The following is a 20,911-nucleotide window of genomic DNA, read 5'->3' as shown; positions in this document are numbered from 1 at the left end:
TTATCCAGACCGCCTTACGCCCCCGCGAGCGCCGGCGCGAACACCACTTCGATCAGCGTGCCGGAATTGCCGGCGCTCTTGATGTTGAACTTGGCGCGGTTGGCTTCGACCAGCGCCTTCGTCAGCGACAGGCTCAGCGCGGAATTGTCCGAGGCATCGCCGGGCGGCGGAGTGCGGAACGGCTCCATCGCGGCGGCGACCTCGCGTTCGCTGAGGCCATGGCCGGTGTCGCGGATGCGCAGCGCGATCTCGCCGCGGTCGGTCATCGCGGTCGAGACGATGACCTGGCCGCCGGCGCTGGCGAGCCGGATCGAGTTCGAGATCAAATTCATCGTGATCTGCCGCATCGCGCGCGCGTCCACGCTCACCTGCGGCAGCGCATGCGCGAGCGAGGTGCGGATGATGATGCGCTCGCGATTGGCCTGCGGCTGCATCACCACGACGCAGGCCTCGACCAGGTCGTTGAGGTTGAGATTGGCGAAGGTGAGGTCGAGCTTGCCAGTCTCGATCCGTGACAGCTCCAGGAGATCGTCGATGATGGCGATGACGCGCTCGCCGGAGGCGCGGATGTCCTTCATGTATTCGCCGTAGCGCTCGTTGCCGAGCGTGCCGAAGCGTTCGGAGATCATCACCTCGGCGAAGCCGATGATGGCGTTGAGCGGCGTGCGGATTTCGTGGCTGATCCGCGCCAGCATGTCGGCCTTGGCATTGGCCGCGCCATCGACGAGGCGGCGCGCCTGCGTCAGCTCGCTCTCGCCCTTCTTGCTCTGCGAGAGATCGCGGAACACGGCGAAGAAGTTCGGGCCGTCGGGCCGGGTGCGGCCCATGATCATGGCGAGCGGAAGCACGCCGCCCTTCTTCTCGCGGCCCAGCACCTCGCGGCCGTGGTCGAGCAGGCTCGAAATGTCCTGGTTCTTGAGGTTCTCGAGATAGTCGATGACGACGTGCTGACTCTCCGGCGCGAACAGCGTCAGCAGATTCTGCTCGAGCAGCGTCTGGCCGTCATAGCCGAACAGCGCCTCGGCGCTGCGGTTGCAGGCGTGGATGTTGCCTTCGGCATCGAACATCACGATGCCCTCGGCGGTGGTGTCGAGGATCGCGGCGAGATCCTCCGCATCGGCATCGCCGGCCTGGGATTCCAGCTCGGGCGCGAAGGGGAAGGATTCCGCGACGATGGGGTCGGCGATCACAGGCGGCGCGGCGATCGCTGGCGTAGCCACGACAGCGGCGGGCAGATCGCAGATCAGCGCATGCGCGCTATCACCGTCCCAGTCGATCGTGTGCAGATGGGCTTCGGTCGTCGGCAGCGGCGCTTCGCCGTTTGCAAACGCCGCGCTGATCGTCACCGGCGTGCCGCCCTGCGACGTGCTGCTGGCCGACGACACGCCCGGCTCGACATAGAGCGCATCGAGCCCGCCGGCATCCTCCAGCGCGCGCAAGTTCGCGTAGCCCATGCGCGCGAGGAAGGCGGGGTTGGCGTAGAGCAGGCGGTCGAGCCGATAGATCAGCATACCCGTCGGCACCAGGTCGAGCAGCGCGCGGTCACGCGCGCTGTGGCCATGCGCGAGCGGGGCGGGCTCGGTCAGCCATTCGGCGGCAGCCTGCGGTGCCTCAGCTTCAGGCTCGGGCGGCTGCGGTTCGATCTCCGCGGCCGGCGGCTCGGATGCAGCGGCCGCGATGGTCTCGCGCTCGCGTTCGAGCCGCTCGGACAGTTGCCGGGCGAGCTCGTTGAACGCGCTGTTCTCGACGGGCGTCAGCGTCGGCGATCTCTGATCACCGGGTGATCTGACATCGCCGGCTGGGCGGAACGGTACGACATTGGGAGGCGTTTCCACTGGCGTTTCCGGTTCGGTTGGGTGTGAATTCGCGTCGGTGACGGGCTCGGGCAGTTCAGCGACAGGCTCTGGTGTGGGCTCAGGCTCAGGCGGCTCGACCGGCGGAGGCGGCTCCGGCGCGGAGGTGGACTCCGGTTCGACGATCTCGGCGGACAGGCTCTGCGCCGCCGGCGGTTCGACGAACTGCTCATAGCGGCGGAGCGCATCGAGCCGGTTGAGGCCGTCGAGATCGCGGCAGACGCCAAAGCCGCGAAAACCCGAAAAATTGCGCTCGCGGTCATAGATCGGCAGGCCCGCCAGCTCGACCGGCAGATGCTCGCCGCCATCGGCGGGCCAGTTCACGGTGATGCCGGCCCAGGTGTCGTGGCTCTCCAGCGCCTGCGCGACGCGGCCATCAGGATCGAGCGAAAACGCATCGGCGATCTCGCGCCAGGGGCGGCCGAAGCCCGCGGCGGTGTGCGCGCCCATCAGGCGGATGAACTCGTCCGAGCGGAGCACGAAGCGGCCCTCCGCATCCATCTGCCAGAGGAAGCGCAGCGGATGCTGACGCGGTGCGGGCGGCTCTGCGGGACCCGGCAGCGGTTCGGCCATGGCTGCCGTGATCGGCTTAGGCTGAGGCGGCACGATGGCTGCCAGTGGGTTATCAACCGAAGTCTTTGGCGCGGGTTCGGCTGTCTCGGGGATCGGGTCCTGGATGGGCTCTGCGGCCGCGTCCTGAATCGTTACGATCTCTGCCGCCGGCTCGCTCGCCGGAGGTTCGTGCGCAATCGTCTCAGCCGGCGCAACCGTCTCGACCGGATCAGCGAAGGCGTCGAACAGCGCGATTTCGGATGGCGCCTCGTTCGACAGCGCAGGCTGCGCATAATCGGGCACTGGAGCCGGAGGTGCGGGCGGCACAGCGTCCGACGCAGGAGGTTGAACGATCTCCTCGCGCGCGACGTCTTCAACTGCCTCAAGCGCGACATCCGCCGTCGCAGCCGCCTGCTGCACGGCCGGCTCGATCAGCGCGACCAGGCCGACATCGTCGCCGGCGCCGACCCGCTGCAGCACCAGCTTCCCGATGCCGATCGGCGTCTCGACACGGCCGTGGGCAAGCGCATCGCTGCGCGCCTGTTCGAGGCCGGCTTCGCTAAGATCGTGGAAGCCGAGCAGGGGACGGGCCGCCTCGCTGGCGCCGGCGAATAGGCCGTCGGGCGCGAACGCCGCCATCGGCACTTTTGCGCCGTCGACGAGGCGATGCAGCCGCTCGACCAGCGGCATGGTGCGCCCCGTGGGATCCATCGCGGTGACCAGCACGGCATGGCCGCCATCGGCAAAGTCGAGCCGCGCGCAGGCGCAGGTCATCAGCGTGCCGAGCCGGGCGCCGAAGCCGCGCAGACGTTCCAGCCTGATGGCGCCGTTCGCCGGGAGTTGTCGGGCGAGCCGGGCGACCTGGCGGCGATGGGCGTCGGCCGGACCAAAAATCTTCCCGGCCAGCGCCGTGGCATTGGCGGCGCCGAAGAACCTGACGCCGACCGGGTTGGCCCAGAGCACGCGCGTGCCGTCGATCGACCAGAGCCAGGTGGCGAGCTGTGAGGTCGCGTGCACGGCCAGCCGGGGATCGCCCACGCCTCGCAACTGGAAATCCGAACTGGTCATCCTGCCGGCTTCGCGTCTCGCTGTCGTCGTCTTTGGCGGGTGGTTGCCGGGAATGGCAGCCTTAAGAAAGGGTTAGTATCGCGCGCAGGCGCGGGCAGGTCCACGGCCCCCGGCCTGACCGGCGGCCCAAAGCCGCGATAACCTTAATCCGCCCACACCCGCAAGCCGCAGCCCGGTCGCATCCGCAGGATTCGTGGGGGGCGGGGGTTCGCGGTGTCGGTCCGACTTGGCTGAAACTCGCTGAGCAACCCCGACATAGGTGCGTTCCCTCCCCCCAAGGGGGAGGAGCGGAGAGAGCAGCGCCAAGACACCCATCAATACACCACCCCGCTACCTCAACCCAGAGTTCCCCTGCCCGGGAACCTCATCCTCTCCGGGATTAAATTTGCATCGCACTGCATGGATCGCATTGCGATGCACAATGTTGACATGATGCGCAGGGATAACGCTGGTGCTGGGCGAGCCAATCGTTTTGTTTCGCGTATCCAGTCTTCGTTCCCGTCACCGTCTTTCGGTCAAAGACACGGCTGGCCCGGCGGGCGCGTCAGAAGGCTCATCCATTTTTCATTAGCGTTGAGGGACAACCATGACAGGTGCGACTGATCCGTTTTCTGCCTCGATCATTCCGTTCGAGGTCCCCGAGCAGATGCGTGCGTTCGCCGAGAAGGGCGTTTCGCAGGCCCGCGAGAGCTACGCCAAGTTCAAGGACGCCGCCGAAACCCATAACGGCACCGTCGAGGCTGTGTTCACCTGCGCCAACAAGGGCGCGAGCGAATACACCGCCAAGCTGGTCGAGTTCATGAAGGCCAACTCTTCGGCCTCGCTGGACTTCGCCCAGGAGCTGCTCGGCGCCAAGTCGCCGTCGGATGCGTTCTCGCTCTGGACCGGCCATGCCCGCACCCAGCTCGAGACCTTCCAGGCCCAGGCCAAGGAGCTGGTCGAGCTCAGCCAGCGCATCGCCAACGAGACCGCCGAGCCGATCAAGGCCTCCGCCGCCAAGTTCTACAAGCCCGCTGCCTGATCAAACCGGCGGATCGAACAAGTTAAGAAACCCGGGCCTTAGGGGCCCGGGTTTTGTTCTGGAATAAGGTGATTTTGGCCGGATTTTAGCCCGGCAGCGGCCTTGCCAAACGCAGCCGTTGCACCTAGTTTCCGCCCCGTCCAGCCCCCTCGGCGTCAGGCCTTTTCAGGCAGCCCAAAGGCGGCTCGCAAGGATGCAGTTGTAGCTCAGTTGGTTAGAGCGCCTGTCTGTGGAACAGGAGGTCGGTGGTTCGAGCCCACCCAACTGTACCACTGTTGCGGATAGCTCCGCTTTCTCAGCATCTTATTGACAGACCAACAGGATCTGCGCCGCCTAAAATACAAAAGGCTGCACAAATGGCGTTGCGGATGGTTGGGTTAGGTCGGTCTGCTGACGGTCGGTGCTTGCACGTAAGGGCATTCCAGAGGACGTCCGCGAGGAGTACCAGCGCCTCTATGGCGTGAAGCGGGAAGCCCATCTGAAGCTCCCGGCAGATGCCCCAAGGCATGAAGCAGCAGCGCGCCTCGGTGAGCAATTGACGTACGTTACCCAAAGGCGCGCAGAGGCTCAATACAGCCGAACGCTATAGAGCACACAACGCAACCGTGAGCTTGGCGGCGGCGGCTTCAACCCGAGAAGCTTTGAAATCGGTCGGGGTTCGACCGTCAAATTAGGACCCCTTGCCGAAAAGGGGACCCAAAGTTTTCGCAGTGTTTCCGTGTATGCTCAATTTACAAGCGAGATGAGTTCTGCTCTCACCCAATGCGGGAGAACGTGATTTGCGAGGGACGACAGTGTGCATCGATCCAACGCTTGTCGAGACGGCATGCTTCGTCGCCCTATAACCAAGACGGTGATTGGGTGGTGTATCCCACAACAATCCATTATCGGCCGGACATCGATGGGCTGCGAGCCTTTGCCGTACTTTCAGTAGTCCTCTATCACGCCTTTCCGAGCGTAGTCCGCGGCGGCTACGTGGGCGTCGACGTCTTCTTCGTCATTTCAGGCTTCCTGATCTCGTCAATACTTTTCACCGAAGTGGGTGAGCACAGCTTTTCGTTCACTTCCTTCTATGGAAGGCGCATCCGGCGTATCTTTCCGGCGCTTGCCGTTTGCTTGTTCGCCGTGTTGGCTTATGGCTTCGTTTCCCTGACGCCGTCCGAGCTGGCACAGCTGGGCAAGCATGTGTTCTTCGGCGCAGGCTTCCTCTCCAACATAGCGCTATGGAGCGAGAGCGGATATTTCGGCACCGCCGCCACCCTTAAGCCGCTCTTGCATCTATGGTCTTTGGGTATCGAGGAGCAGTTCTATATCTTCTGGCCGGCCTTGCTATGGGCGGCCGTCCAGATGAAGGCAAACGTGGGCCGACTGCTCGCGGTGTTGTTCCTGGTTTCCTTCGCAGTCAACGTCGCTCTGTCCATCACCAATATCTCCGACGATTTCTACCTACCCGTCTCACGTTTCTGGGAGCTGCTAGCCGGGGCGGGTCTGGCTTGGTGGCGTCCGATTGTCCTCACGTCCCAGGTTCGGTCCTGGCTTTCCTTTGCTGGCTTGGCCGCCCTGCTAACATCGGTAGCGTTCTTCACGCCAGACTTACGCTTTCCAGGCTGGCTCGCTTTGCTACCTGTGGCGGGTGCGGTTGCGTTGATCTTGGCGGGGCGCGAGGCGACCGCGAACCGTATTTTCTTCTCCAACCGTGCTGCCGTCTTCGTCGGACTGATAAGCTATCCGCTGTACATCTGGCATTGGCCACTCATCTCTTACGCTTATGTCATTCGTCTGAATAAGCCGCCGACGCCCCTGATGGCCCTGGGGCTTGTGGCTGCTAGCTTCCTGCTGGCCTGGGCCACCTACCGCTTTATCGAGTTTCCAGTCCGCTTTGGCGCACACCGCCACCGTCGTACCCAGATCGTCGCTGCTTCCATGGCGGCGCTCGGAGCCTGCGGACTGGTCGTCTGGACCAAGGTTGGTTTCCCAGAACGTTTCCCGCCGCTTCCCGGCGTCGACGTGCGGAAGATCGGCGATGCAAGACTTGATGCCGACTTCAAGCCAACCAGCGACATGGAGGTGTCAGATCACGACTGGACTTTCGTAGCCCATCTGGGCCATGGCGCGCGCAAGGTGGCGTTAAGCGGCGATAGCGTCCTGTTTCACTACGGGCCTCGAGTGCAGCAATTGGCCGACGAAGGGCAACTTGCAGCCAACGCCTACTTTGTAACAGGCCCGCGCTGCCCTCCAGTGCCGGAGGTGATCCAGCAGGACAAATTCGCGGCATGCAGCAACTTGCCAGATAAATTGATCGGCCTGGTGCGGCGGCAGAAGGTGCAATCAGTGGTGCTGGGCGCTGCTTGGCAAGGCTACAGCGCCGAAGGGATGCAGATCGAACGAGAGGGCAGGCGTTTGCCCTTAAACACAAAGGAGGGCACGGACGCCTTCTATGCCAATCTTGAAGAGTATGTGCGCTTGCTACAGGGCGAGGGAGCGAAGGTCTACATTGTGCTAGGGATGACTGGTCACCGTCGCTTCGATCCGAGCGAGATGGTAGCGCGGAACCTTGCCGGATTTCAAATTGCCCCGGACGTTGAGAAGGCCGTACCAATCGCAGAACTGCGAGCTGCTCTTGCTGCAGTCGACGCCAAGCTGCGCGCCATCGGCGAGCGTACTGGGGCGACGCTACTCGATCCCCTTCCCGATATCTGCGGTGACGGCGAAAGCTGTTCGCCGTTCTTCGGAGCAGGCGAGCCAAAATTCTCAGACCGCACGCATTTGCGTCCTGTCTTCGTACAGCAGCAGGTACACTTCCTTGATTTCTTGTTGAAGTGACGCAAATCGCAATTGCGGTGACATCGCACAAAACTCCGCCCTCGATCTGTCGGGCCGCGCCTCTGTTAGGGATTGCACACGAATTATGGTGGCAGTGCACCAAACTTTCGACGCGTGGGAGCGCCCTATCCGCAACACTGCTCAAAGCCAATTTATCCCCCGTCACCATAGCTCCCCGGTTCGCAATGCGATATCGGTAGCGAGCCAAAGACATTCATGGACAAGCAAGCTGGGCGGAAAAGATCGTGAGTTTCTTCGAGCGTCTCAAGACAGAAGCATCCGTTGAGTGGCGGGCCTACACGGAGCATCCCTTCACGAACGGATTGGCGGACGGCTCGCTCCCCGAAGCGGCGTTTCGTCACTATCTCGTTCAGGATTACCTGTTCCTCATCGAGTTTGCTCGCGCCTACGCGCTGTCGGTCTACAAGTCGCCCACGCTTGCCGACATGCGTGAAGCAGCGGCCGGCCTGTCGGCCATCCTCGATGTCGAGATGAACCTGCATGTGAAGCTCTGCGCCGGTTGGGGTCTGTCCCCGACCGATCTCGAACAAGCCCCACCGGCGGTCGAGATGCTGGCCTATACACGTTACGTGCTCGATGCAGGAATGCGCGGCGATCTGCTGGCACTCAAGGTGGCGCTTGCCCCCTGCGTGATCGGGTACGCGGAGATCGCAACGCGGCTCGCCTCGCGGCCCAACGCGGACGCTGCGACGAACGCCTATCGCGTTTGGATCGCCGAGTACGCCGGCGTGCCGTACCAGGAGGTCGCTGCCAAAGCGCGGGCGCACTTGGAGCATCTCGCCGATCTCTACGCCACGCCGGCCCGCGAGGCCGAACTGATTGCGATCTTCAAGGAAGCCTCCCGGCTCGAGGCGGACTTCTGGGAGATGGCCTGGCGCGCGGGCCAGCGTGTTGAATAGCGGTTGCGGAAATCGTCAGGCGTCCTACCTCCCTCCCGCCACGATCAGCACCACCACCGGCAGCGTCGCCGCCGCCAGCAGCGTGCCCAGCGCCACCGCGCCCGACACCGGGTTCACCAGCCGCTGATACTGGACCGCGAAGATGTACGCATTCGCGCCGGTCGGCATCGCCGCGAACAGCACGATGACGCCGGCGGCGACCGGCGGCAGGCCGAGCAGCTTTGCCAGCAGATACGCGGCGGCGGGCATCGCCATCAGCTTGAGCGCGCACATCGCGAGGATGCTGAGCTTCTCGCCTTTCACCTCGAAGCGAAACAAATTGATGCCGAGCGCGATCAGCGCCGTTGGCGAGCCCGCTTGCGCCAGCAGCTCGATGGTGCGGTCGACGACGGGGTTGAGGCCGAGGCCGGTGAAGCGCCAGACCACGCCGAAGCCGATCCCCAGCATCAGCGGGTTGCGCGAGAGGTCCGCGAGCACCGGCCAGATCACCGATAGCGGCGAGCCTGTCCGCTTCTGGCTGACCAGCTCCATCTGCAAGATGCCGCAGAGCCAGAGCAGCGGCGTGTTCACCGACAGGATCAGCGCCATCGGGCCTGCGGCCTCGTTGCCCAGCGCCGACAGCGTCATGGGAATGCCGAGCATCACGATGTTGCCGTAGACCGAGCCGATCGCGAACACGACGCCGTCCTCGTGGTCCTCGCGCCGCGCGCGCAGCAGCGCCGAGATCGCCAGCGCCGCGATCCAGGTGATCGCGAGCGCGCCTAGTAGCTGCCCCACATCCGCCACGGGCTGACGTCGGGGAATTCCGAGACGACGATGGTGCGGAACAGCAGCGCGGGGATCGCGATGCTGAAGGCGAATTCGGAGATGCCCTTGTGCGCGGTCTCCGAGACGAAGCGGAACAGCACCGCGGCATAGCCCGCCGCAATCAGGGCGAACACCGGCGCGACGATCAAGATGGTGGCCATGCGCCCCTCAGCTCACGGGGAGCGGACCACCCCACGCATTTTTCGACGATGGCAGTATGCCCCTGTTTTGCCCGACGAGTCAAAGCGATTTCGTAAAATCCGCAGGCGCCACCGGGAAATCCGTAGCGTTGCCATGGACATGGCTACTGTGCATGGGGTTGTTTTCGCGGTTTTGATTGGAGGGGCCGAGCGAGCCCCTGGCACGGTCCTCGGGACGATCATCACCCGCCTGTTGCCGAGACCGCACAGCTCCGAGCTTTCGCATCCGCCCTCGTTGCCAACGAACCGCCGTTCACCCACACTCCGGCCGACTCGAATTTGGGAGGATCGATGCCCGCGTTTCATTCTCAAAGATCCGTTGTTGCTGCCGTCGCCGGGATTGCCCTCGCCGTCGTGATCCAGCCGGGCGTCAGCTTCGCCTATACGCAGGAGGAGCAGCAGGCCTGCTCGCCGGACGCGATGCGGCTGTGCGGCGAGTTCGTGCCGAACGTCGATGCCATCACCGCCTGCATGATCCAGAAGAAGGCGCAGCTCTCGCCGCAGTGCAAGGTGTTCTTCCGCCAGGGCTCCGAGCCCGGTCAGGCCCGCGCCGGCAGGCCGACCAACATCGCGCCCAAGGCCGCATCGAACACCAGGAAGAGCACCAAGCCAACGGCGAAGACCAGCAAGAAGAAGAAAACCGACGAAGGCTGAGCGCGTCACAGCGCGTTCCTTCTCTGAAACCTGAAATGCCCGGGCTCCCCCCCGGGCATTTGCGTTTCGTCTGTCCGCTGTGCGGACTTCTGTACGCACGGATGCGTGCGCAACTGTGATGTCCTCCGATCGCGCGAGGCGTGAGCGTGTGTGTCCGTTCACTCTTGAGTCAAAACGCCACGGCATCAGCCTTGCGACAGCTACCGGACTCCTTTTGTTCGCCATCGCGTGCGCGGGCTTGCGGCGGTTACGACCATGCGCGGACCGAAAAGAGTCGGAGGAGGATTTACGCGGGAAGGTTGCATTCCGCTTTTTCCCATCGCGCTGCTCAAAAAAGGCACGATTGCGCGCACGAGAGGCGCTTCATTGCGGTTCGTTTCCGTCGTCGCACGAAGCAGTGTGACTCAAAAGCCAACACGCCTTGTTATTTCGTGGCTGCGAAGCAACTCCCGGTAAATTTTTCTTTCACGAATCAGCGAGGTGATTCATTTTCGCGGCCTGGGGTCAATCTGGAGGCCAAGGGTATGAACGTTATTGTTTTCGCATCGCGTAAAGGCGGCTCGGGCAAAAGTACCCTGGCCGCACATCTCGCCGCGCAGATCAAGGCGAGCAAGCAGGTGATGCTCGTGGACGCGGATCCGCAGGGCTCGCTCACGCTGTGGCACAAGCTGCGTGGTACCAACGAACCGCCGATCAAGGCGGCCGTGAACTCGGTCAGCGGCATCGTCTCCGCGGCCAAGCGCGACGGTTATGAATGGGTGTTGATCGACACGCCGCCGAACCTCTCGGCCGTCGTCGACGACGCGATCAAGAACGCGACCATGGTGGTCATCCCGGCACGTCCCGGCGTGTTCGACGTCAACGCGGTGCAGGAAACGATTCAGATGTGCCGCGCGGCGCGCAAGCCCTATGCGGTCGTCCTCAACGGTGCGCCGGCGCGCCGTGACGAATCCGAAAGCCCGATCGTCACCATCGCCCGCGAGGCGTTGGCGAAATTCCGCGCTCCGGTCTGGGGCGGTCAGATCACCAATCGTTCGGATTTGTTGATGGCACTCAGCCACGGCGAAGGCGCGCGTGAGTATCAGGCCGAGAGCCGTGCGGCTCAGGAAATTGCAAGGCTGTGGGCGGCGATCGAGCGTTCAGTGAAAGCCATTCGCGGCACGGCGTCGGCATCCGGCGCAATGCACAAGCAGGCGGCATAATTTCATCAATCATTCCCCGGACGACAAACGCGCGGAAGTCCGCGCGTTTTGCGTTTCTGGAGATGGCTATGGTGGCTACGCCACCATCAGCATGTAGAACACGATCACCGGCGACAGCGTCAGGATCACCGACCAGATGCCGGCGGCCCAGAGAATGTCTTCGGTGGTGAAGCTCTCGTCGTTGGACAGGCTCCGCTGTCCGGCGTCGAAATGCGACGCCATTTCATTCTGACTATTCACAAACGCCCCCGCGATTTCTTCGCTTATGGGCATCACGCTAGGCCAGATGTTTTAAGATTCCGGTTCGCGATCCCACACGCATTTCGAACGCATTTGTGACGGCGGTTTAACCATGTGCGCGGGAAGCGCTGTCAGGTCAGCCAGACCCGAAACAGCAGCACCGGCACCAGGCCGAGCATCACCGCCCAGAACCCGAACGACGAAACCACCAGAATTCCCTGCAAGAGATCGGCGGGCGCGAAGATTTCCGCCGCGGTCGGGCGAACGCGTTGTCCCATGGTCATTCCCCCTTTGATGGACGTCGAGGCGAAACGATAGGGCGGATTGCGTAAACGAGCCGTGGATGCGCCATGCGGCAGCTGCGAAGGGAGTTGGGCCGCGGTTAACCAAGGCCGCACGCCGCGCCGCCACACCCGCCGCCGTCATTCCTTCGCCGTAAGAGGCGAAACGCAGCCGCTAGACCCACCCGCTGTACCTACGCCGGATCTCGTCGATCCGATCCCGCTCCCGCATCACCACCTCTTCACCAAGACCGATGTCGCGACGCAGCCACGCGGATGCCGGATATTTGTCGGGCCATTTGTAAGCCTCCGCGGATGACAGGAATTGCGAGAAGGCATTGAGGGCGCGGGTCCATAAACGGAGTCCCATGGGGCGATCTTTCCGGATTGAGCTGATGTTGTGCGTGGTGGGTTAGGTGTTGGGTCTGGGCACGACTCTTCCTTCCCTCTCCCCTTGCGGGAGAGGGTGGCTCGCTGCGTCAGCAGCGAGACGGGTGAGGGGTCTTTCTCCGCGAATTCAGTGGCTGCGATGTGCGCGGATAGAGACCCCTCATCCGGCGCTTCGCGCCACCTTCTCCCGCAAGGGGAGAAGGGGCAGCGTGCGCGCGAAGAGGGAAAACTACGCCGCGATTTTCATCCGTCGCTCGATCTCGCGATCGATCGTCGCCGCAAGCTCGCTGCTCACCTCCACCATCGGCAAGCGCACTTCGGGGCTGTCGATCAGGCCGCTGCGCCACAGCCAATACTTCGCGGGTGCCGGGCTAGGCTCGGTGAACAACAGCCGCGTCAGCTCGGCGACCTCGTTCCAGCGCACTCGCGCGGCATCATGGTTGCCGCGCTTCACTTCGGCGTACACGGCCGCAAACGTCGCGGTCTCGACATGGGCGGACAGCACGATGCCGCCGTCGGCGCCGTCGGTGAGGGCCTCGAGGTAGTTCGCATCCTCGCCGGTCAGCACGCGAAAAGTCTTCGGCCGGTCGCGCAGCAGCGCGATCGACTGCTCGCGGCTGGCGCCGCAATCCTTGAGGCCGACGATGTTTTGATGCTCGGCGAGCCGCAGCATCGTCTGGTTGGTGATGTTGACCGAGGTGCGATAGGGGATGTTGTAGAGCGCGAGCGGCCAGGCGGCGTGATCGGCGAGTGTCTCGAAATGCGCCAGCAAGCCGCGCTGCGACGGCCGCACGTAATAGGGGCTCGCGATCAGATAGAAGTCGATCGGCCAGTCCGCGGTCTCGTCGAGCCGGTCCATCAGCCGCGAGGTGTCCGCGCCCGACAGGCCGAGGCAGACCGGAACACTGCGGTGGCCCGCCGCCATCTCGTCCCGCACCACCGCAACGAGCCGCTCCAGCTCGGCATCGCGCAGCGTCATGCCTTCGCCTGAGGTCGCACCCAGGACGAAGCCGTCGATGGCCTGGGTGCAGTAGTGCCGTGTCAGCCGTCGCAGCGACGTCTCGTCGAGGCGGCCGTCGCGAAACGGCGTCACCAGCGGCAGCCACAGTCCGTGCAAATGTTCTTCAAGTCCGGTCATGTTCCATCTCCTTCTCGTGAAAACCTGAGACGGAGGGCACATGAAAAAACCCCGTCCAGGCGGCGGGGTTTTCGGGATTTGCTGCGATGACGAAGCTAGCTAGTGTGCGCAAAAATCCGAGGCCCCGGGATGGGGGCCTTTTTTCGAGACGATTGCGCACGACTTCGTGATCATTTGTAAATGATGCGGGGTATGCCCAAAACTGTCAATACACGCGGAGGGCGAATGCCCATTCGGCAGAAAAAAAGCCGGACCCAAAGGGCCCGGCTTGAGGTATTGGCCACGTGAGGCCGACACAATCACCTTCCAAGAGGGATTACTGAACTCCCGCGCCACTGGAGGAGGGGGACAAATGCGCAACGCGAAGGCTCAGCGTGGAAACATTATGGGCTTGCCAAGCGCCATGCAGCAACCGTTCAGGTCGCATGTCAGACATGCGGAAATCAGGACGGCCAGCGCTGCGCCTTGCTCACCACGAAGTCGCGGAACACCTGCACGCGCGCGACCGTCTTCAACTCTTCCGGATAGACGAAATACGTATCGAGCTGGATCGAATCCGATTCGCCGAACAGTTGAACGAGCTTGCTCTGCTCCTCGACGAGATAGTCGGGCAGTGCCGCGATGCCGAGGCCCTGCTGGCAGGCGCGCACGAGGCCGAGGATGTTGTTGACCTTGAAATAGGCTTCGCGCGGACCGGAGCCGTTGCGGCCGGCTTCGATCAGCCAGTTGCGGTTCTGCAAATGCGGCGCGAAGTTACCGTCGGACAGCGTGATGATGCGGTGGGAGTCGAGCTCCTCCAGCGTGCGCGGCGTGCCGAAGCGCTTGATGTATTCCGGCGAGCAATAGGCGTGGAAGCCCATCGCGAACAGCTTGCGCTGAATGAGATCCGGCTGCGTCGGCTTGCGGGTGCGGATCGCAACGTCCGCCTCGCGCATGGAGAGATCGAGCTCCTCGTCGGTGACGATCAACGAGATGCGAATCTCCGGATACAGCGCGGTGAATTCGCCGAGGCGCGGGATCAGCCAGTTGATGCCGACGCCCGGCGTGGTGGTGATCTTGAGATCGCCGCTCGGCCGCTCCCGGCTGTCGGTGAGTTTCGCGCGTGCCGCCTGGAGTTGCATGAACACGTCATGCGCGGTGCGGAACAGAAGGTCGCCCTGCTCGGTGAGGATCAGGCCGCGGGCGTGGCGGTGGAAGAGCGAGACCGACAGCTCCTGCTCCAGCGCCGAGACCTGGCGTGAGACCGCCGATTGCGACAGGCCGAGCTGCTCGCCCGCATGCGTGAAGCTGCCCGCTTCCGCCGCCGCGTGAAACACCTTCAGCTTGTCCCAGTCCATATCCGTAAATCCGTCGCGTGTTCGAGGCATGATCTTATTCCGCTGCGGCGCGCTCGCTGGCGCGCAAGGCCAGGAAGCGTTCGGACTCGAGCGCTGCCATGCAGCCGAGGCCGGCGGCCGTTACGGCCTGGCGATAGGTTTCGTCGGCGACGTCGCCGGCGGCGAACAGGCCGGGCACGGAAGTCGCGGTCGAATTCGGGGCGACCTCGATGTAGCCTGAGGGTTTGAGCTTGACCTGGTCCTTCACGAGCTCGGTCGCAGGCGCATGGCCGATGGCGATGAAGACGCCGTCGGTCTTCAAATCCGTCAGCGCGCCGGTCTTGACGTTCTTGAGGCGCACATGCGTGACCTTGTTCGGGTTCTCGGTGCCGCAGATCTCGTCGATGGCGGAGTTCCAGACCACCTTGATCTTGGGGTGCTTGAACAGGCGCTCCTGCAGGATGCGCTCGGCGCGGAAGTGATCGCGGCGGTGCACGATGGTGACCTGCGAGGCGTGGTTGGTGAGGTACAGGGCTTCCTCGACCGCGGTATTGCCGCCGCCGACCACCACGACTTCCTTGCCGCGGTAGAAGAAGCCGTCGCAGGTGGCGCAGGCCGACACGCCGCCGCCCTGGAACTTCACTTCCGACGGCAGACCGAGCCAGCGCGCCTGCGCGCCGGTCGCGAGGATGACGACGTCGGCGAGGTAGACGTCGCCGCTGTCGCAGGTGAGGCGGAACGGCCGCTGCGAGGTGTCGAGCTTGATCACCAGGTCGGAGACGATCTTGGTGCCGACATGGACCGCCTGCTTCTCCATCTGCTCCATCAGCCAGGGACCCTGGATCACGTCGGCGAAACCCGGATAGTTCTCGACGTCGGTGGTGATGGTGAGCTGACCGCCCGGCTGGATGCCCTGGATCAGGATCGGCTCGAGCATCGCGCGCGCGGCGTAGATCGCCGCGGTGTAGCCGGCGGGGCCGGAGCCAATGATGACGACCTTTGCATGAACAGGAGCGGACATTTCGATGGACGCCTTTCACGGGGGATTTGCAGCGCGGGCGCGGAACGTGCCGGGAGGCCTCGCGGAGGCGCTGAAATATCAGAGCTAATCTAAGCGTTCTGGTGAGCTATGCAAGAATTGCATTCCCTATCGGCGGATTTTTCCAACAAGGAACAAAAGTCGATTGCGCTGCACGCGCAATAAAATTGCGCTAACCGGCCGGACTGGGCTATGAGGATTGCGACAGACCCACCCAATACCGCCGCAAAGGCCAGGAGTTCCAATCACGTGTCGCGGAACCTAGACGAGATCGACCTGAAGATTTTGACCGAGATTCAGGCCGACGGTCGAATCACCAATGTCGAGCTGGCCAAGCGTGTTGGAATCTCACCGCCCCCCTGCCTGCGCCGGGTCCGGGCGCTGGAGGAGGAGGGCTACATCCACGGTTACCGCGGGCTGCTGGATGCGCGAAAGCTCGGTTTCGACGTTACGGTTTTCGCCGCCGTGCACCTCTCCAGCCAGGCCGAGGCCGATTTGCGCGCCTTCGAGGAGTTCGTCCGCGCCGAGCCCCTGGTGCGGGAATGCTGGATGCTGTCGGGCGAGGTCGATTTCATTCTCAAATGCGTCGCGCCGGACATGGCGACCTTCCAGGATTTCGTGACGCACCTGACCGCCGCGCCCCATGTCCGCAATGTGCGGACCTCGCTGGTGCTGCATAATTCGAAGTACGAGGCGGCCGTGCCGCTGGACGTGAAGGGGCGGAGGTAGGTCTCCCAATCGCCCTATCAGCTCCGTCATCCCCGCGCAACGGCAAAGCCGTTGTCGCAGGAGGTGCGAGGCATGGACGCAACGCGTCCCATGGGGAGCCTCGAAGGATGGGCGGCCGAGATGCAGCAGTGCGTGGCAACAGCCGGGCCGTCGCCCTTCGAGGCTCGCCGAAGAGGCGAGCGCCTCAGGTGACGGTGATGGAGTCGGGCGCGCTAGCTCCCACTCCGTCATTGCGAGGAGCTCTTGCGACGAAGCAATCCAGACTTGTCCCCGGCAGAGGGATTCTGGATTGCTTCGTCGCTTTGCTCCTCGCAATGACGGGTGGTTAGAGCAGAGACTTCTCACACTTCAAGCGACACGCCTGAAACAAAAAGGCCGCGCAGTGCGCGGCCTTTTCGAAACGTCAGTGAGACGACGGCAAATCCTTACCGCCACTCCACCTTGGTGATCTCATACGCCTTGGCGCCGCCGGGAGCGTTGACCTCGACGGTCGAGCCTTTCTTCTTGCCGATCAGCGCGCGGGCGAGCGGCGAGGTGATGGAAATGCGGCCCTTCTTGGCGTCGGCCTCGACCTCGCCGACGATCTGCCACACCGTCTTCTTCTCGGTGTCCTCGTCGACCAGCGTCACGGTGGCGCCGAACTTGATGGTGTCGCCGGAAAGCTTCGAGATGTCGATGATGTCGGCGCGCGCGAGCTTGTCCTCGAGCTCGGCGATGCGGCCCTCGTTGTGGGACTGCTCTTCCTTTGCGGCGTGATATTCCGCGTTCTCCGACAGGTCTCCGTGCGAGCGCGCCTCGGCGATATGCTCGATGATCCGCGGACGGTCCTCCGACTGGCGCTTCTTCAATTCTTCCCCGAGCGCGACAAAGCCGGCCTGGGTCATCGGAACCTTTTCCATCTCTTCTCTCGTCTTTCGGTCACGCGCCCCCCGGACGGAGGGCGCGGCAACCTTGATTCGTCGGTGTATCCGGGGCTGAAGACGCCGCCACCGGAACGTTATGTGGGTCTGGCGCCGGAACAGAACAACCACATGGCCGGACAGTTCCTCCGGCCATTGTGGCTTCATTGCCAACCACTTAGCGGAGGCTGCGCTCCGCTAGCAATCAGGTTTCCGAAAAGTAGCTCTGCAGGGTACGAACCTCAAGGTCCCCGCCAAGATAGGCGCGGATGCCCTGCGCGGCCGCCACGGCCCCGGAAAGAGTGGTGTAATACGGCACTTTATGCAAGAGGGCCGCGCGCCGCAGCGAACGGCTGTCGGCGAGCGCCTGCGGGCCTTCGGTGGTGTTGAAGACCAGCTGGACGTCGCCATTGGTGATGGCGTCGACGATGTGCGGCCGTCCCTCCAGCACCTTGTTCACCTTCTCGGTCGGGATGCCCTGATCGGTCAGGAAGCGCGCCGTGCCCGAGGTCGCCAGCACCTTGAAGCCGAGCGAATGCAGTTCGCGAACCGCATCGGCAATGCGCGTCTTGTCGCTCTCGCGCACCGAGACGAACACCGTGCCCTTGCCCGGCACCCGCGTGCCGCCGCCGAGCTGGCTCTTGGCGAACGCGACCTCGAAGTTGCGGTCGATGCCCATGACCTCGCCGGTCGAGCGCATCTCGGGGCCGAGCACCGTGTCGACGCCGGGGAAGCGCGCGAACGGGAACACCGATTCCTTCACACCGACATGCTTGAGCTTTGCCTTCTTCAGATTGAAGTCGGCGAGCTTTTCCCCGGCCATGATGCGCGCGGCGATCTTGGCGACCGGCGTGCCGACCACCTTGGCGACGAACGGCACCGTGCGCGAGGCGCGCGGATTAACTTCGAGCACGTAGATCTCGCCGTCCTTGATGGCGTATTGCACGTTCATCAGGCCGACGACGTCGAGGCCGAGCGCGAGCTCACGCGTCTGCCGCTCCAGCTCGTCGATCATCTTGGCATCGAGCGAATAGGGCGGCAGCGAGCAGGCGGAGTCACCGGAGTGAATGCCGGCTTCCTCGATGTGCTCCATGATGCCGACGATGAAGGTGTCCTTGCCGTCGGAGAGGCAGTCGACGTCGACTTCGGTGGCATCTGACAGGTAACGGTCGAACAGCAGGGGGTTCTTGCCGAGCACCGTGTTGATCTGACCGGTCTTGTCGTTGGGATAGCGCGCCTTGACGTCGGCGGGCACCAGCTCCGGCAGCGTGCCGAGCAGATAGTCGTTGAGCTGGTTCTCCTCGCGGATGATCTGCATCGCGCGGCCGCCGAGCACGTAGGACGGACGCACCACCAGCGGCAGGCCGAGATCGGCGGCGACGAGCCGCGCCTGCTCGACCGAATAGGCGATGCCGTTCTTCGGCTGCTTGAGGCGGAGCTTGTCGAGCACGCGCTTGAAGCGGTCGCGGTCTTCGGCAAGGTCGATCGCGTCGGGCGAGGTGCCCAGGATCGGCACTTCGGCGGCTTCCAGCGCACGCGCCAGCTTCAGCGGTGTCTGGCCGCCGAACTGCACGATCACGCCATGCAGCGTGCCATTGGTGCGCTCGGTCGCGATGATCTCCAGCACGTCTTCCGCGGTGAGCGGTTCGAAGTAGAGGCGATCCGCCGTGTCGTAGTCGGTCGACACGGTCTCCGGATTGCAGTTGACCATAATGGTCTCGTAGCCGGCATCCGAGAGCGCGAAGCAGGCGTGACAGCAGCAATAGTCGAACTCGATGCCCTGACCGATGCGGTTCGGACCGCCGCCGAGGATGATGACCTTCTTCCGGTCCGACGGCGCGCTCTCGTCTGCGGTGCTGCCGGCGAACGGGGACTCATAGGTCGAGTACATATAGGCCGTGGGCGAGGCGAACTCGGCCGCGCAAGTGTCGATGCGCTTGAACACGGGACGGACGCCGAGCGCGTGACGCTTGGCGGTCACGTCCGCCTCCGCGGTATGCGCGAGCACGGCAAGCCGCGCGTCCGAGAAGCCCATGGCTTTCAGCGTGCGCATGCCGAAGGCGTTGGAAGGAAGGCCGTTCTTCTTGACCTTCTCTTCCATGTCGACGATGCCGCGCATCTCGCCGAGGAACCACGGGTCGATCTTGCAGGAGTTGAAGATCTCCTCGTTGGTCCAGCCGAGCCGCATCGCCTGCGCGACCTGCAGCAGCCGGTTCGGCGTCGGCCTGCCGAGCGCAGCGCGGATCGCGTTCTTGTCGTCGCCCTGGCCGAGGCCGTCGATCTCGATCTCGTCGAGGCCGGTGAGGCCGGTCTCGAGCCCGCGTAGCGCCTTCTGCAGGCTCTCCTGGAAGGTGCGGCCGATCGCCATGACCTCGCCGACCGACTTCATCGAGGTCGTCAGCGTGGAGGAGGCGCCGGGGAATTTCTCGAAGGCGAAACGCGGGATCTTGGTCACCACGTAGTCGATCGTCGGCTCGAACGAGGCGGGCGTCGCGCCGCCGGTGATGTCGTTGGCGATCTCATCGAGCGTGTAGCCGATCGCGAGCTTTGCCGCGACCTTGGCGATCGGGAAGCCCGTCGCCTTCGAGGCCAGCGCGGACGAACGCGACACGCGCGGATTCATCTCGATCACGACCATGCGGCCGTCCTCGGGATTGACGCCGAACTGCACGTTGGAGCCGCCGGTCTCGACGCCGATCTCGCGCAGCACCGCCAGTGAGGCGTCGCGCATGATCTGGTATTCCTTGTCCGTCAGCGTCAACGCCGGCGCGACCGTGATGGAGTCGCCGGTGTGCACGCCCATCGGATCGAAATTCTCGATCGAGCAGATGATGATGCAATTGTCCTTCTTGTCGCGCACCACCTCCATCTCGTACTCTTTCCAGCCGAGGACGGATTCCTCGATCAGGACTTCGTTGGTGGGGGACGCATCGAGGCCGCGCTCGATGATGTCGAGGAACTCTTCCTTGTTGTAGGCGATGCCGCCGCCGGTGCCGCCCATGGTGAAGGACGGACGGATGATCGCGGGCAGGCCGATCTCGGACAGCGCCATCATGGCCTGGCCGAAGGCGTATTCCTGGTAGCGCTTGCGGCGGTCGCTCTCGCCGAGCGTCCATTGCCGGTCGTGCTCTTCGAGGGCTGCGCCCGACAGCTTCTCGCGTTCGGCCTGGTGTTTGTCTCGGAAGGATTTCTTCAGCTCGGAGGCATTGGCGAGCCGCGATTTCGGCGTCTCGAGCCCGATCTTGGTCATGGCCTCGCGGAACAGCTGGCGATCCTCGGCCTTGTCGATGGCATCGGCCGTGGCGCCGATCATCTCGACGTTGAACTTGTCCAGCGTGCCTTGCCGGCGCAGCGACAGCGCGCAGTTCAGCGCGGTCTGGCCGCCCATGGTCGGCAGCAGCGCGAAGCCGCCGGGAATGACGTGGCGTTCCTTCTCGATGATCTTGGCGACGATCTCCGGCGTGATCGGCTCGATATAGGTCGCATCGGCCAATTCCGGATCGGTCATGATGGTGGCCGGATTGGAATTGACGAGGACGATGCGATAGCCCTCTTCCTTCAGCGTCTTCACCGCCTGCGTGCCCGAATAATCGAACTCACAGGCCTGGCCGATCACGATGGGACCGGCGCCGATGATCAGGATGGTCGAGATGTCGGTTCGTTTAGGCATCACCGCTCGCGGGCTGGAATCTGGGCACAAAAAAAGGGCGCGCTTGCCGCGCGTCCCTTGAGCGAGAGCGCGGGGGTCTCCCTCGCGCGCGGGTGGGTCTTAGACCAGT

At 63.7% G+C, this 20,911-nt stretch carries 17 protein-coding genes and 1 tRNA gene; 7 read left to right on the top strand and 11 right to left on the bottom strand.

Annotated features, from left to right (window positions below; genetic code table 11):
- Nucleotides 1–14 precede the first annotated feature (14 nt).
- On the bottom strand, nucleotides 15–3,473 hold the full coding sequence (locus RAD16_RS29140; RefSeq protein WP_458161268.1) for a PAS domain S-box protein: 3,459 nt from the start codon (nucleotides 3,471–3,473) through the stop codon (nucleotides 15–17).
- A 586-nt stretch (nucleotides 3,474–4,059) separates the two neighbouring features.
- On the opposite strand from RAD16_RS29140, the gene RAD16_RS29135 reads away from it, so the two are divergent.
- The 4 genes from RAD16_RS29135 (at nucleotide 4,060) to tenA (ending at nucleotide 8,237) form a co-directional block, all read left to right on the top strand.
- Complete coding sequence (locus tag RAD16_RS29135) at nucleotides 4,060–4,494, top strand: phasin (protein WP_458161267.1); 435 nt, start codon at nucleotides 4,060–4,062, stop codon at nucleotides 4,492–4,494.
- Between the two features lie 195 nt (nucleotides 4,495–4,689).
- Nucleotides 4,690–4,766, top strand: a tRNA-His gene (locus tag RAD16_RS29130).
- A gap of 541 nt (nucleotides 4,767–5,307) precedes the next feature.
- Nucleotides 5,308–7,317 carry an acyltransferase family protein gene (locus RAD16_RS29125; protein WP_458161266.1) on the top strand — a complete coding sequence of 670 codons (2,010 nt, stop codon included), beginning with the start codon at nucleotides 5,308–5,310 and terminating at the stop codon, nucleotides 7,315–7,317.
- Between the two features lie 245 nt (nucleotides 7,318–7,562).
- Nucleotides 7,563–8,237, top strand: a complete 675-nt coding sequence (gene tenA / locus RAD16_RS29120) for a thiaminase II (RefSeq protein WP_458161265.1) — start codon at nucleotides 7,563–7,565, stop codon at nucleotides 8,235–8,237.
- A gap of 24 nt (nucleotides 8,238–8,261) precedes the next feature.
- Here the strand turns inward: tenA and RAD16_RS29115 are convergent, their stop codons facing one another.
- A complete protein-coding gene (locus tag RAD16_RS29115) occupies nucleotides 8,262–9,014 on the bottom strand; it encodes an AEC family transporter (protein ID WP_458161264.1) in 753 nt (250 codons plus the stop codon).
- Nucleotides 8,999–9,205 (bottom strand): AEC family transporter, encoded by a 207-nt coding sequence (locus tag RAD16_RS29110; protein WP_458161263.1) that lies wholly within the window; start codon nucleotides 9,203–9,205, stop codon nucleotides 8,999–9,001. Before RAD16_RS29110 ends, RAD16_RS29115 begins: the two co-directional genes overlap by 16 nt.
- 330 nt (nucleotides 9,206–9,535) lie before the next feature.
- Between RAD16_RS29110 and RAD16_RS29105 the strand changes: the two genes are divergently transcribed.
- Together RAD16_RS29105 and RAD16_RS29100 are read left to right on the top strand one after the other, a co-directional pair.
- Entirely contained in the window at nucleotides 9,536–9,898 is a 363-nt protein-coding gene (locus RAD16_RS29105; protein ID WP_458161262.1) for a hypothetical protein, read from the top strand.
- A gap of 524 nt (nucleotides 9,899–10,422) precedes the next feature.
- Nucleotides 10,423–11,100, top strand: coding sequence for a ParA family protein (locus RAD16_RS29100; RefSeq protein ID WP_028150667.1), 678 nt, complete (start codon nucleotides 10,423–10,425; stop codon nucleotides 11,098–11,100).
- 75 nt (nucleotides 11,101–11,175) lie between these two features.
- On the opposite strand, the gene RAD16_RS29095 is transcribed toward RAD16_RS29100, so the two are convergent.
- The 6 genes from RAD16_RS29095 to trxB all read right to left on the bottom strand — a co-directional run bounded on the left by RAD16_RS29095 (nucleotide 11,176) and on the right by trxB (nucleotide 15,486).
- Entirely contained in the window at nucleotides 11,176–11,373 is a 198-nt protein-coding gene (locus RAD16_RS29095) for a hypothetical protein (RefSeq protein ID WP_458161261.1), read from the bottom strand.
- Between the two features lie 98 nt (nucleotides 11,374–11,471).
- A complete protein-coding gene (locus tag RAD16_RS29090) occupies nucleotides 11,472–11,618 on the bottom strand; it encodes a hypothetical protein (RefSeq protein WP_458161260.1) in 147 nt (48 codons plus the stop codon).
- A 178-nt stretch (nucleotides 11,619–11,796) separates the two neighbouring features.
- The gene (locus tag RAD16_RS29085; protein ID WP_458161259.1) at nucleotides 11,797–11,991 is read right to left on the bottom strand and encodes a hypothetical protein; all 195 of its coding nucleotides are present in this window, start codon (nucleotides 11,989–11,991) and stop codon (nucleotides 11,797–11,799) included.
- A gap of 249 nt (nucleotides 11,992–12,240) precedes the next feature.
- A complete protein-coding gene (gene dapA / locus RAD16_RS29080; protein ID WP_458161258.1) occupies nucleotides 12,241–13,149 on the bottom strand; it encodes a 4-hydroxy-tetrahydrodipicolinate synthase in 909 nt (302 codons plus the stop codon).
- Between the two features lie 443 nt (nucleotides 13,150–13,592).
- Entirely contained in the window at nucleotides 13,593–14,516 is a 924-nt protein-coding gene (locus RAD16_RS29075) for a LysR family transcriptional regulator (RefSeq protein ID WP_084809887.1), read from the bottom strand.
- 4 nt (nucleotides 14,517–14,520) lie between these two features.
- The gene (gene trxB / locus RAD16_RS29070; RefSeq protein WP_458161257.1) at nucleotides 14,521–15,486 is read right to left on the bottom strand and encodes a thioredoxin-disulfide reductase; all 966 of its coding nucleotides are present in this window, start codon (nucleotides 15,484–15,486) and stop codon (nucleotides 14,521–14,523) included.
- 267 nt (nucleotides 15,487–15,753) lie between these two features.
- Between trxB and RAD16_RS29065 the strand changes: the two genes are divergently transcribed.
- Nucleotides 15,754–16,233, top strand: a complete 480-nt coding sequence (locus RAD16_RS29065) for an Lrp/AsnC family transcriptional regulator (RefSeq protein WP_027547667.1) — start codon at nucleotides 15,754–15,756, stop codon at nucleotides 16,231–16,233.
- 425 nt (nucleotides 16,234–16,658) lie between these two features.
- Here the strand turns inward: RAD16_RS29065 and greA are convergent, their stop codons facing one another.
- Both greA and carB read right to left on the bottom strand, forming a co-directional pair.
- Nucleotides 16,659–17,132, bottom strand: coding sequence for a transcription elongation factor GreA (greA, locus tag RAD16_RS29060; protein ID WP_018643807.1), 474 nt, complete (start codon nucleotides 17,130–17,132; stop codon nucleotides 16,659–16,661).
- 205 nt (nucleotides 17,133–17,337) lie between these two features.
- Nucleotides 17,338–20,802, bottom strand: coding sequence for a carbamoyl-phosphate synthase large subunit (carB, locus tag RAD16_RS29055; protein WP_458161256.1), 3,465 nt, complete (start codon nucleotides 20,800–20,802; stop codon nucleotides 17,338–17,340).
- Between the last annotated feature and the right edge of the window lie 109 nt (nucleotides 20,803–20,911).

Source organism: Bradyrhizobium sp. 18BD, assembly GCF_054185225.1.
The sequence above is the reverse complement of the archived record's forward strand: the minus strand, read 5'-3'. Positions and strand labels throughout refer to the sequence as shown.